Origin of the sequence: Pseudoflavonifractor sp. 60, from assembly GCF_009911645.1 — a bacterium.
Classification (GTDB): Bacteria; Bacillota; Clostridia; order Oscillospirales; family Oscillospiraceae; genus Lawsonibacter.
Window position 1 is genome coordinate 31,390 of sequence record NZ_QWKI01000035.1, and the last position, 12,252, is coordinate 43,641.

Consider the following 12,252-nt stretch of genomic DNA (forward strand, 5'->3'; position numbering starts at 1 on the left):
GTTTTTATCTTCTCTTCAAGTCCCTCGCTATGGCAATCAGGTGGTCCAGCTGTTCGCTGTCCAGTCCCCGCGCCGCCTCCAGCAGACGGTTGACCCGCCTGGGGTCCTTCTGCTGGGTATCAAAGAACTCGACCGGTGTGATTTTCAGAAAGTCGCAGATATAGAAGAAGGCCTCCATGGAGGGGTAGTTGTGCCCGTTTTCAATACTGCTGATATACCCTTCGCTCTGCCCAATGGACAGACTCATATCTCTTGCAGAAATTTGTTCATCCTGGCTTAACCGAAGCTGGGCTACCCGCATTCCAAATTCTGGCTTCTCAAACACGAAAACCACCTCGCTTATGTACCATTCTACCGTGCAGCAAAGCAGTTCCCTATTCTTAGAATATAGTTCCCTCTTGATATCTATATTTAAAATAAGTATAACACGAGAAATATCTACTTCAACTAGTCGCGAGGTGCGTTATGCGAGAAAAAACCTGCTGCTTCACCGGACACCGCCAGATCCCGGCGCGGGAGGCAGAAGTCATTCAAAAAAGACTGGAGACAACCGTCACCAGCCTGTATCAAAGAGGTGTATGCTATTATGGAGCGGGGGGCGTGCGGGGCTTCGACACCCTGGCCGCGCTGACAGTCCTGCGCCTGCGGAAGACCTGCCCAGGCATGAAGCTGATCCTGGTCCTGCCCTGCCTGTCCCAGGCCCGGGGCTGGTTAAACAGGGATATTGACCTGTATGAATCCATCAAGACTCAGGCGAATAAAGTCGTCTATACCTCCAGAGAGTATTTCTCCGGCTGTATGCACAAACGCAACCGCCACCTGGTAGACCACAGCAGTGTCTGTGTCTGCTATCTGACCCAGCAGACCGGCGGTACCGCCTATACTGTGGACTACGCAAAAGCCTGCGGGCTGAACATCATCAACCTGGCAGGGGCGAACCGATAAAGTACCGGTTCGCCCCTGTTTTATATCACCCAATTACCTGCCGGGCCACATCCACAGACTCCTTAGCGTCCTTGGCGTAGAAGTCGGCCCCGATTTTTTGGGCATAGTCCGCTGTGAGCACCGCGCCGCCTACCACCACCTTGCAGGGCAGATCGGCCTGGCGCAGCTGACGAATGGTCTCCTCCATGCTGCCCAGGGTCGTGGTCATCAGCGCGGACAGGCCCACCAGGGGAGCGGCGTGCTTTTTCACCGCCTCCACCACGGCGGCGGGGTCCACGTCCCGGCCCAGGTCGATGACCGGATAGCCATAGTTCTCCAATAACACCTTGACGATGTTCTTGCCAATGTCGTGGATATCCCCCTTGACGGTGGCCAGCACTATCGTCCCCTTGGGCTGGGTCTGCCCTCCCGGCTGGGCGGACAGGTGTTCCCGGATGACCTCGAAGGCGGCCTGAGCGGCTCCGGCAGCCTGGATGAGCTGGGGCAGAAAGACCCGCCCCGCCTCAAAATCCGCCCCCACCTTGTCCAGGGCGGGGATGAGGACGCCGTCCACCACCTCCATAGGGGCGGTGGTCTCCAGCAGCGTTCGGGCTGCCCCACCGGCCTCCCCCTTCAGACCAGCCAGCACAATCTGCTCCAGCGTCCGCTCCCCCTGGAGGGCCGCGGCGGACTGGGCGGCGCCGCCGGTGATAGAGGTGGATACGGTGGCATTGCCGTAGGCGGCGATGTACTCCCGGGCGTCGGTGTCCAGGTTCATCAGCAGATGGTAGCACCGCACCGCCGCCATCATGGCCTCCAGATTGGGGTTGATGATGGGCAGGTCCAGCCCCTGGGTCATGGCCATCATGAGAAAATTCTGGTTCACCAGGGGCCGGGCGGGCAGGCCGAAGGAGATGTTGGACACCCCCAGCACCGTTTTCAGCCCCAGCTCCGTCTTGACCCGGTGGAGGGCCTCCAGCGTCTGGGAGGCCGCCGCCTGCTCCGCCGACACGGTGAGGGTGAGGCAGTCGATATAAACGTCCTCCCGCCGGATGCCGTAGGAAAGGGCCTTGTCAAGGATCCGCCTGGCAATGTCAAACCGGGCCTGGGAGGTCTTGGGGATACCGTTCTGGTCCAGAGTCAGCCCCACCACCGCCGCGCCGTACTTCTTCACCAGGGGGAGAATGGCGTCCAGGACGGCCTCCTCTCCGTTTACCGAGTTGACAATGGCCTTGCCGCAGTAGACCCGCAGAGCCCCCTCCAGCACCTCGGGCCGGGTGGAGTCCAGTTGGAGGGGGGCGTCGGTGACCCCCTGGAGGGCCTTTACCACCTTGACCATCATGGCCCTCTCGTCAATCTCGGGCAGCCCCACGTTCACGTCCAGAATGTCCGCCCCGGCCTGAGTCTGTTCCAGGGCTTGGCCCAGCATATAGTCGATGTCCTCCCGGACCAGGGCCTCCTTCATCCGCTTTTTGCCAGTGGGGTTGATGCGCTCGCCGATGACCCGGACCCGGTCGATGGGCACGGCGCACACCGGACTGCACACGGCGGCGGGGACCTGCCTGGGGATCTCCCGGATGGTCCGCCCCTCCAGGGCCCTGCACAGCTTGGCAATGTACTCCGGCGTGGTGCCGCAGCAGCCGCCGTAGCACTTCACCCCCAACTCTGTCAGCTGGGCCATAGCGTCGGCAAACTGGTCCGCTGTAATGTCGTAGCCCGCCCCGCTGGGGTCAGGCAGGCCGGCGTTGGGCTTCACCAAGATGGGCAGTGTGGTCCAGCGGGTCAGCTCCTCCACCAGGCCGGGCATCTCCCGGGGGCCCAGGGAGCAGTTAATGCCAATGGCGTCCGCCCCCATGCCCTCCAACGTCAGAGCGGCGCAGGCGGGGGCGTGGCCCAGGAAGGTACGGCCCCGCTCCTCGTAGGTGAGGGAGACCAGTACGGGCAAATCGCTGTTCTCCTTCACCGCCAGCAGGGCGGCCCGGCACTCCTGGAGGTCGGTCATGGTCTCGATCATCACCAGGTCGGCCCCGGCGGAGACGGCACAGCGCACCTCCTGGGCGAAAATATCCACCGCCGCCTCAAAGTCCAGGGTCCCGGTGGGCTCCAGCAGCTGCCCTGTGGGACCCAGGTCCAGGGCCACCAGCGCCTTTCCTCCCGCCGCCTGCCTGGCAATGGCGATGGAGGGAGGGATCACCTCCTCCACCGTTTTGCCGGTACGTCTCAGCTTCTCCCGGTTGGCCCCGAAGGTGTTGGCGCAAAGGATCTGCGTCCCCGCCTCCACATAGGCCCGGTGAATGTCCAGCAGCCAATCCGGGTGCTCCAGGGCGGCCAGCTCAGGGTGTCCCCCCAGCTTGAGTCCCTTGGCCTGGAGCATGGTCCCCATGCCGCCGTCCAGAATAACTGGGCCGGAGGCCCTTAACAGTTCACGAAATTCCACAGTGTCCGCCCGCCTTTCGGTATTGACAGCTCTCCTGAGCGGGACAGCCCAGGCAGCTTTTTTGGCTTTGTTCAATCTCCCCGCTGGCCACCCCCAAAATGGCGGTCACCGACTTGCGGGGGGTCAGCAGATGATTTGCCGTGGCGCACAGCCCAACCCGCCGGGGGGCGTCCAGCAGCTCCAGCAGGCCGCTCTGGACATCCAGAGGCAGGTCGCCGTAGCCGGGGCTGTAGCGGAAGGGGAAGGAGCAGCCGGGAAACTTCCCCTGGAGCTGGAGCTCGATCTGATCGCACACCCCCTCCACCGCCGCCGAGGCGCAGCAGTCCAGCGCCAGAGCCCGGACCATGTCCAGCTGCTCCGCCCGGCGGATGAGGGCGTCGGTCTCCGCCCCCAGGGTCGCGCAGAACACCGCCGCCCGCTCACAGCCCCCCAGATGGGCCCTCAGGTCCGCCCCGGGCAGGAGCAGACCGCCCTCCAGCCGGACCCCCTCCGCCTCCAGAGTTATGGACAGCGCCCGCCAGCTCCACCGGGGCCGGATGACCGCCAGCACCTCCCGGGCGCAGGCCTCCGCCTGCCCCCGCAGGGCCTCGTCCGCCTTGTCCGGGGGACAGCCCATGTAACGGAGGACCTCGTCGATGTTCAGTCGGGTTATCGTTATCACAGCAGCGTGATCCCCGCCGCCTCGGCGGCCCTGATGTTGTCCTCGTCCCACAGGGAGGACTGGACCTCGCCGATGTGGGCCTTGCCCAGCAGCAGCATGGAGACCCGGCTCTGGCCGATGCCGCCGCCCATGGTCAGGGGCAGCTCGCCGTTGAGGAGCATTTTGTGGAAGGGCAGCTCCCGCCGCTCCTCACAGCCGGCCAGCTGGAGCTGACGGGCCAGACTCTCCTCATCGACCCGGATACCCATGGAGGACACCTCGAAGGAGCGCTGTCCCACGCTGTCCCACACCAGCAGGTCGCCGTTCAGGTCCCAGTCGTCGTAGTCGGGGGCCCGGCCGTCGTGGGGCTTCCCGGAGCGCAGCTTTTTGCCAATGCCTATCAGAAATGTGGTGGGATGGTCCTTCACAAAGGCGTTTTCCCGCTCCTTGGGGGTCTTGTCAGGAAACAGGTCCTCCAGCTCCTGGGCGGTGAGAAAGGCGATGTCGGTGGACACCTGAGGCAGCACGTTCAGCTGAGGGAAGACGGTGCGCAGGAAGGACTGGGTCTCAAACAGGGCGTTGACAATGGAACACACCGTCTGCTTCAGATAGTCCACATTGCGCTGCTCCCGGGTTATGATCTTCTCCCAGTCCCACTGGTCCACATAGGCGGAGTGGAGAGAGTCCAGTTCCTCGTCCCGGCGGATGGCGTTCATGTTGGCGTACAGCCCCTCGCCCACGTGGAACTGGTAGCGCTTCAGGGCGAACCGCTTCCACTTGGCCAAAGAGTGGACCACCGCCGCCTGGCTCTCAACCCCGTTGACGTCAAAGTCCACCGCCCGTTCCACGCCGTTCAGGTCGTCGTTCAGGCCGGACTCCACCGAAACAAACAGCGGGGCGGACACCCGGTGCAGCCGCAGAGCGCCAGACAGCTTGTCGGCAAAGAGGCGGTTGCCCAGGTCGATGGCCTTCTGGGTCTCGTAAATGGAAAGCAGGGGCTTGTATCCCTGGGGTAGCTTCATATCTTTCATAGAAAAAACTCCTTTTCCTCGGATTTTCCTATTATACTCGTTAGCTCATTCAATTGCAATAAAAAATCCCCTCGACCGGGAGGGGATTTCATACTGTGGCGCGCTGCTCAGGCTGCCTCAAGAGGTCCTGTCCGCGCCGGCGGGCCGGTAGCTGGTCCCGGCGGGGTAGAAGAAGTTTACCTTTTTCTCCGACAGCCGGACGGTGAAGGCGGTGTCCTCCATGACCTCCCCGTCCACCACCACGGTGATGGGCGTCTGCGCGGAGAAGGAGACCTCCTGGCCGTGGTAGTCAAAAATCAGCTCTGGGTAATCCCTGTACCGCCCCTTGGCGTACCGGCCCACCAGCCGCAGGAAGGTAAGCAGTCCAACCCGGCGCACCAGAAGCATATCCAGCACGCCGTCGTCGGGCATGGCCTCGGGCACGGGCATAAAGCCGCCGCCGTAGTGTCGCCCATTGCAGATGCACAGCAGTGAGGTCTCGTCCGCCCAGTTTAGCCCGCCCATATGGACCTCCATGGGCCGGCTGATGCCCCCAAACAGCAGGGTTTCTCCCAGGGAGAGGAGGTAGGCGCCCATCCCCGACACCAGAGGCAGGTCCTTGTACCGGTGTACCCCGGCGGCGACCCGGGCGTCAACTCCGGCACATACCACGTCAATCCCCAAATGGCCGTTGCAGTCCATCAGGTCGAAGGGGGTCTGAGGGCCCGCCGCCAGAGCCTCCAGGTCGAAAAAACGCTCCCGGTAGTTGGGCCCGAACAGCTTTAGAAAGTCGTTCCCCGTCCCCTTGGGTACATTGGTAATGGCCGCCTGGGGAAAGCCAGCCGCCCCGTTGACCACCTCGTTCAGGGTCCCATCGCCCCCGCAGGCGTAGATGCGGACGGGCTCCCCTTGGCGGACCGCCTCCTCCGCAAACCGCCGGGCGTCTCCCGCCTGGCTGGTGTAGACCCGCTCGCAGGGAAAGGACAGCTTGCCCAGCAGCTCCTCCAGCCGGGCGCTGCTCCTCCGCTTCCCGGCGGCGGGGTTGATGATGAACAGATGCCTCATAGGTACATAAACAGGTCGCACTTCAGCATTCCGTTATACAGCTTCCGTTTCTTGTCCGCACGCCTGCCAAAGGTGCGCTCAAACTCGGTGTGGGAGGAGAGCAGATACAGCTTCCAGCCCTCCGGCAGCTTGTTCCAGGCCCCTCCGAAGGCCCGGTACAGCTCCTCCGCCTCCTTTCGCTCCATGACCCGCTCGCCATAGGGGGGATTGGTCACAACTCGCCCGTACAGCCCGCCCCAGTGGAAGCGGGTCGCGTCGTCCGCCTCGAAGCGGACCAGGTCGTCCACCTCGGCCAGCTGGGCGTTGTGCCGGGCCAGCGCCACCGCCTCGGGGTCGATATCGCCGCCCCAGATCTCGTAGTCCCCGTCAAATTCCTTGTCCATCGCCTCGTCGGCGGCGGACATCCACAGCTTTTTGTCCAGCCAGCCCCATTTCTGGGCGGAGAAGGACCGGTTCAGCCCCGGGGCCCGGTTGCGCGCCACCAGGGCGGCCTCAATGGGGATGGTCCCGGAGCCGCAGAAGGGGTCGCACAGCGGGTCCCGGCCCCTGTATCGGGACAGCAGCACCATGCCGGCGGCCAGAGTCTCCCGCAGCGGAGCGGCGACCCCCTGGGCCCGGTAGCCCCGCTTGTGGAGGCCGGGACCGGAGGTGTCCAGCATCAGCGCCGCCTCATCTCCCATGATGGAGAACTGCACCTGGTACAGCGCCCCCGTCTCGGGCAGAGTGTTCAGGCCGTACTTGCTCCCCAGCCGGGCGGCAATGGCCTTTTTGACAATGGACTGGCAGGCGGGCACCGAGTGGAGGGCGGAATTTAGACTGTGGCCCTTCACCGGAAACTGGCCCTCCCGGGGGATGAACCGCTCCCAGGGCAGGGCCCGGGTCCCCTCAAACAGGGCGTCGAAGTCCCGGGCCGGGAAGGTCCCCAGCACCAGCAGGACCCGCTCTCCGGTGCGCAGGTTTAAATTGAGCCGGGGCAGGTCCTTGGCCTGACCGCTGCACAGTACCCGGCCGTTTTCCGCCTTGACCTGGGGCAGCTCCAGCCTCCGGGCCTCGTCGGCACAGATCCCCTCCAGTCCAAAGAGGGTTGGAATGGCAAATTGTAATGTCTCCACAGGAAACACCTCGCATTTCATGGTACATCATGGGGACTTACCCCCCGGAGCGAAGTTCCATGGGCGGATGAAATTCCACCGCCGCAACCCGCTCCAGTCCCACCTGTCTGGCCCGGAGGGTATACTCCGCCACATCTCCGGTGGTGTATATGGTCAGGGTCCCGGCCTTCTCCTGGGGATTTTCCAGCCCTGCCCGCTCCAGGTATGTTTTCAGCGTCCGGGCTATTTCCTCCGCCGGGTCCACCAGGGCCAGGCGGGGGTATAGCTTGTGGATGCGGTCCGCCGCCAGAGGGTAGTGGGTACAGCCCAGCACACAGCAGTCCACCCCCTCCTGTACCAGGGGGGCCAGTTCCCGGCGCAGCTCCCCCTCCACCCGGTCCATCCCCGCCGGGTCCCCCAGGCTGTGCTCCACCATCCGGGCCAGGTCGGGACAGCCGCAGCTGAGCACCACTCTGGTCTGAGGGCTCTGGGCCAGGATTTTTTCCGGGTAAATGCGGCTGTTGTGGGTCAGCACAGTGGAGATGACCCCCACCTTGGCCGCCCCCAGCCGGGCCGCACCGTCCGCCCCCGCCTGAACGGCGCTGAACACGGGGCAGGAGGCGGGGCACTGGTCTACCACACAGGAGATGGTGTTGCAGGCCGCTAGGATGGCCTTCACCTGCCGCCGTTCTAAAAAGTCAAACATATACCGGGCCAGGGCCGCCACGGTCTCCCGGGTGTGGTTGCCGTAGGGGATGTGGGCCCCGTCGCCGAAGTAGAGCAGATCTTCCCGGGGCAGCAGCTTCTGTACCTGTCTCGCCACGGTGAAGCCCCCGATCCCGGAGTCCAGGATGCCAATGGGGCGGTTTCGTTCTGACATGAGCGGTCCTCCTTGCCGGCGGCGCCTCTGGGACGCCGCACCCTACAGGATATGCCGCCCGGGGTTTCATTATGGCGGATTCAGGCGGCCCGGCTCACTCCGCCGGTGACCAGGTCCAGCTGATAGGCGCCGGTGTCGGTGGTCATCCGCCACACCGGCGTCAGTACAGTGGGCCCGGTGAGGGAGACGGCGGTGACATAGCCCGGTTCAATGGCGTCAATGCGGTTGCACACGTCTCCCAGGGTGCTGACCCCGTTGAGGAAGTCAATGAGAGCGGTAGCCACCGAAATGGTCTGGCGTCCGGCGTCCTCCTGGGGACGGCCCACCAGCAAGCGGCCCGCGGTGATGGCGGACAGGCTGCCCTGCCTGCACACCAGCACCACCTGTTGGGTAAACAGAGGCCAGTCCTGCCAGGTCTGGCGAAAGACCAGGTCGTCCCCCTTCTCCTCTAAAATCGTCCCGGTGAAACCCACCTTCCCCATCAGCTCCAGACAGCCCGCCGCCCGGTCCGCGCCCAGGGGGAAGGCGCTGGGGTCCAGCTGGGCGGAGAAGGTGCCGTCGCTGTGGAACTGGACGGCCCCGGACTGATTATAGTAGCGGTACACCTCGCCCCCCCGGGACTCGGCAGTCACCGCACCTCCCAGCAGGGCGGAGGCGGTGCGCTCCTCCCCCTCCAGATCCCGCTCCACCGTCAGCGGCGGCAGGTTCATCTTCTGGGGGATCATGCTCTCATCTACCTCGACCCCCCGGTTCCGCAAAAAGAGAATGGCGTTCTCCCGGGCCTGCTCCCGCATTCGACCGCTCCGCAGGGCCTGGCCGGCCACCAGCACCAGCAGACACAGGTTGGTCACCGCCAGAATGGCCAGAATGATATTTTTCAGCTTGCTCCAAGGCATGGCGTCAGTCCTCCCTGTCCCGGGCCGACCAGCCGGCGGTCACCGTGTCCTCGCCGCTGTCGTCGTAGGTGAGCAGCAGCTCCTCCCCCTCCAGTCCCTGGGCCACCAGCGCCGCCGCCGCCTGCCGGGGGGGAAGCACCAGGGAGGTGGTCCCGCTGGCGGCGTAGCTGCGCAGGCAGATGACAAACTGGACAATCTGTCCCCGCTCCACCAGAAAGCGGGCGGCACAGTTTCCCTCCAGCTGGACCGGAACGCCGTTCAGACTGTATCCAAACTCGATCTCCCAGCCCTCGGGCCGCTCCGACACCGACAGCAGATAGAGCCGGGCCTCCCCGCAGCGACTGGCCGTCACCGACAGGGCCAGCTGGCGGCAGGTCTCCACGCTGTTGAACAAAGCGCCGCTCTCCCCCTGGCTTATTACAGGGAATAGGCCGCTCTCGCTCCGGCCCTCGTACAGGTACTGGGCCACGCCCCGGTCGGACAGACGGACGCTGTCGTCCCCGCTGCGGGCCACCTGCTCGTCGGTGGAGTAGAAGCTGGTGGAGTTCAGGGAGAAGCCCAGATCTTGGACCAGGGACTGGAGGGCCCCCTGTCCCGCCACGGGGTTAGAGGCGGTGTAGATCATGGGGGCCGGGGCCTGGGGCAGCAGCAGGGTATCCGGGTCCAGCTCCTGGTAGAGCTCCGACTCAAAGGCGTAGAAGGCCCCGTTGCCGGTCACGCCAGACAGAGCCTCAGCCAGGGAGAAGGGGTCGGCCACCTCGGACCGGCAGCGGTAATACCGCCCGTCCCCCACGTCCTGGTAGTACAGGTCGACCCCGTCCTCCCACACCGTGAGCACAATGCGGCGGACGCTGGCGGTCAGGCCGGTCTCGCTCCCCGACAGCCAGCCCAGCAGCACGGGCAGAGGGACCTCCCCCTGAAAGTCCATATACACGCTCTGCATTTCAGTCAGGGCCCGCTCCCAATGCCCCCGGCTGACGGCCTCGGGGGCTCCCGCGCTGGACAGCGCCTCTACCAGAGGGCCGGCCACCTGCTGGAACAGCTCCTGGCAGGTCCCCTGGTCGTAGCGGATCCCCCAGCGCACCTCTCCGGACTCCAGCTCAGAGCTGGCCGGCAGATTTACCGCCATTGCCAGCGGTACCGCGCCGGTGCCCCGGCTGACGCTCTGGCTCTGGCCTGGGGCGGCCTGAATCCCCTCCTCCCGGAACAGCCCGCTCAGGGGTCCTACCAGGGGGGTCTGGGCCACCAGCCACAGGGCGGAGCAGGTGAGCAGCACAATGAGTACGTCCTTGGCCAGCTCAATGGCCCGGCGTTTCCTATTGTCCATAGCCCGGTCCCTCAATATTCAGCTCCAGCCGGATGGCCAGCCCCGGCTGCTCTTTGTCCAGCAGGGTGATCTGGCCGCGGTGGCGCTCCACAATCTCTTTGGCGATGGACAGCCCCAGACCGGTGCCCCCCGACTGGCGGGAGCGGGCCTTGTCAACCCGGTAAAACCGCTCAAAAATGCGGGGGCGGTCCTCCTCGGGGATGCCGATGCCGTCATCGTCCACAATCATCCAGACCCGGTTCCGCTTCCGTCCGGCGTAAATGTCAATGTGTCCCCCGTTAGGAGTATATTTGATGGAGTTTGAGACAATATTCATCATCACCTGAAGGATACGCTCCCGGTCGGCCAGAATCTCGGGCAGGTCGGGCTCGATATCCAGAGTCAGAGTGTGGTCGTGCTTCTGGGACTCCATATAGACGGCGTTGTAGATATCCCGCACCGCCTCGCCGAAGGGGAAGCGGGCCAGCTTCAGCTCGCTGCGCTCCGAGTCGAACCGGGACAGGGTCAGCAGGTCCTGGACGATGTGGGTCATGCGGTCGCTCTCGTTGAGGATGACCCCCAGAAACTTCTTCTCCATATCCGGCGGCAGCTCTCCTGCGTTGTCGGTGAGGGTCTCGGCGTAGGAGCGGATGTTGGTCAGGGGGGTTCGCAGCTCGTGGGAGACGTTGGCCACAAACTCCCGGCGCATCTCCTCGTTCTTCCGCTGCTCGGTGACGTCGTGGAGGACCACCAGAGCGCCTCCGCCTGCCCGGCCCCGGTCAAAGGGGGCCATCAGCAGCTGGAAAAAGCTGTCCCGCACCTGCCGCTCCTCCTCCAGGTGGTCGTCGGCGGTGAGGACCTGGTCCAGGGTCGCCCCCCCGGTAAACAGCTCCTCAAAGGTGGTCTCGGGCCCGATGGTGCGGCGGAGCATCCGGGAGGCGGCGGGGTTGGAGTGGATCACCGTCCCCTCCCGGGAAAAGGCCACAACCCCGTCGGTCATGTGGAGAAACAGGGTGTCCAGCTTGTTGCGCTCGTTCTCCACCTGGCGCAGGGTGTCCTGGAGCTGGCCGGCCATATCGTTGAAGGTATCGGTGAGTACGCCGATCTCGTCCTGGGACAGCACCTCGATTTTCCGGGAAAAGTCCCGCTCCGCAACCCGCATGGCCCCCTCGGTCAGCTTCTGAATGGGGGTCACCATGGTCTTAGACAGCAGGAAGGAGAGGAGGATGGAGATGACCAGTCCAAAGGCCAGCGCCTCAATAATCAGCACCAGCATCTGGTTGGTCAGGTCGTTGGAGGTGGCCTTGTTGTCCAGGATGTAGATGATATAGCTCTCCCCGCCCCGGTGGATGGGGATGGCCACGTCCATGAAGTCCTGGGTCAGACTGCTCTCGTCCCCCGCCTCCCCCGTCTCCAGGCCGGTGGTCAGCGCAAAGACCAGATTTTCCGTGTAGTCCAGCTGCGCCTCCTCCCCGTCGGGGGAGACCAGGCACAGACCGCTGCCGTCAAGGATGTACAGCTTCCGGTTGCGGTTGTCAACCCCCAGCTCGCCGGCGTAGGCCTCCAGCACCTGGAACATCTGCCGCGCCCCGTCCTCCTCCTCGCCGGAGGGGGTTGTCAGGTCGTGGTAGAGCAGCGGGTCTTGGAATACATCGGACATTTGACTGTAAAAGTCCTCCAGATAAAAGGCGGTCACCGAGTTGATGAGGAAGGCCCCCACTATCATCATCAGGGACATAATCAGCAGGACCATAATCATAACCAGCTTCATATGCAGACTGCGGAGCATTCGGGACCCTCCCCTCTGTTATTTTTCGTGCAAAAAATACGCTGCGGCATCAGCTGCTCAGCACCATTTGGCAACGGGGGCTCTCCAGTGCGTACACTGGGGCGGGACGAGGGATGGGCCCTGCTTCGCAGGGCCCCCAAGCGGCGAAGCCGCTTGCCCCCTTTGGCAAAGGGGGCCCCTGAGCGAAGCGAAGGCGGGGGATTGTCAACGGCAG

General features: G+C 64.2%; 11 protein-coding genes. 1 reads left to right on the forward strand and 10 read right to left on the reverse strand.

What is annotated here, in order from left to right:
• Positions 1 to 4: 4 nt before the first annotated feature.
• Positions 5 to 325 (reverse strand): helix-turn-helix transcriptional regulator, encoded by a 321-nt coding sequence (locus D1646_RS04265; protein ID WP_347565127.1) that lies wholly within the window; start codon positions 323 to 325, stop codon positions 5 to 7.
• Positions 326 to 465: 140 nt separating this feature from the next.
• Here D1646_RS04265 and D1646_RS04270 point away from each other — a divergent pair, with 140 nt between their 5' ends.
• A complete protein-coding gene (locus D1646_RS04270) occupies positions 466 to 945 on the forward strand; it encodes an SLOG family protein (protein WP_160635258.1) in 480 nt (159 codons plus the stop codon).
• 25 nt (positions 946 to 970) lie between these two features.
• On the opposite strand, the gene D1646_RS04275 is transcribed toward D1646_RS04270, so the two are convergent.
• The 9 genes from D1646_RS04275 to D1646_RS04315 all read right to left on the reverse strand — a co-directional run bounded on the left by D1646_RS04275 (position 971) and on the right by D1646_RS04315 (position 12,038).
• A complete protein-coding gene (locus D1646_RS04275) occupies positions 971 to 3,361 on the reverse strand; it encodes a homocysteine S-methyltransferase family protein (RefSeq protein WP_160635259.1) in 2,391 nt (796 codons plus the stop codon).
• On the reverse strand, positions 3,348 to 4,022 hold the full coding sequence (locus D1646_RS04280; protein WP_160635260.1) for a methionine synthase: 675 nt from the start codon (positions 4,020 to 4,022) through the stop codon (positions 3,348 to 3,350). Before D1646_RS04280 ends, D1646_RS04275 begins: the two co-directional genes overlap by 14 nt.
• The gene (asnA, locus tag D1646_RS04285; RefSeq protein ID WP_160635261.1) at positions 4,019 to 5,032 is read right to left on the reverse strand and encodes an aspartate--ammonia ligase; all 1,014 of its coding nucleotides are present in this window, start codon (positions 5,030 to 5,032) and stop codon (positions 4,019 to 4,021) included. The genes D1646_RS04280 and asnA overlap by 4 nt, the downstream gene beginning before the upstream one ends.
• 117 nt (positions 5,033 to 5,149) lie before the next feature.
• A complete protein-coding gene (locus tag D1646_RS04290) occupies positions 5,150 to 6,076 on the reverse strand; it encodes a YegS/Rv2252/BmrU family lipid kinase (protein WP_160635262.1) in 927 nt (308 codons plus the stop codon).
• Positions 6,073 to 7,188: a class I SAM-dependent RNA methyltransferase gene (locus tag D1646_RS04295; RefSeq protein ID WP_347565128.1), complete on the reverse strand. Its 1,116-nt coding sequence runs from the start codon at positions 7,186 to 7,188 to the stop codon at positions 6,073 to 6,075. The genes D1646_RS04290 and D1646_RS04295 overlap by 4 nt, the downstream gene beginning before the upstream one ends.
• Before the next feature lie 37 nt (positions 7,189 to 7,225).
• Positions 7,226 to 8,047 carry a glutamate racemase gene (gene murI / locus D1646_RS04300; RefSeq protein ID WP_160635264.1) on the reverse strand — a complete coding sequence of 274 codons (822 nt, stop codon included), beginning with the start codon at positions 8,045 to 8,047 and terminating at the stop codon, positions 7,226 to 7,228.
• Between the two features lie 80 nt (positions 8,048 to 8,127).
• A complete protein-coding gene (locus tag D1646_RS04305; RefSeq protein ID WP_160635265.1) occupies positions 8,128 to 8,943 on the reverse strand; it encodes a hypothetical protein in 816 nt (271 codons plus the stop codon).
• Between the two features lie 4 nt (positions 8,944 to 8,947).
• The gene (locus D1646_RS04310; protein ID WP_160635266.1) at positions 8,948 to 10,270 is read right to left on the reverse strand and encodes a hypothetical protein; all 1,323 of its coding nucleotides are present in this window, start codon (positions 10,268 to 10,270) and stop codon (positions 8,948 to 8,950) included.
• Complete coding sequence (locus D1646_RS04315) at positions 10,260 to 12,038, reverse strand: ATP-binding protein (protein ID WP_160635267.1); 1,779 nt, start codon at positions 12,036 to 12,038, stop codon at positions 10,260 to 10,262. The genes D1646_RS04310 and D1646_RS04315 overlap by 11 nt, the downstream gene beginning before the upstream one ends.
• Positions 12,039 to 12,252 lie beyond the last annotated feature (214 nt).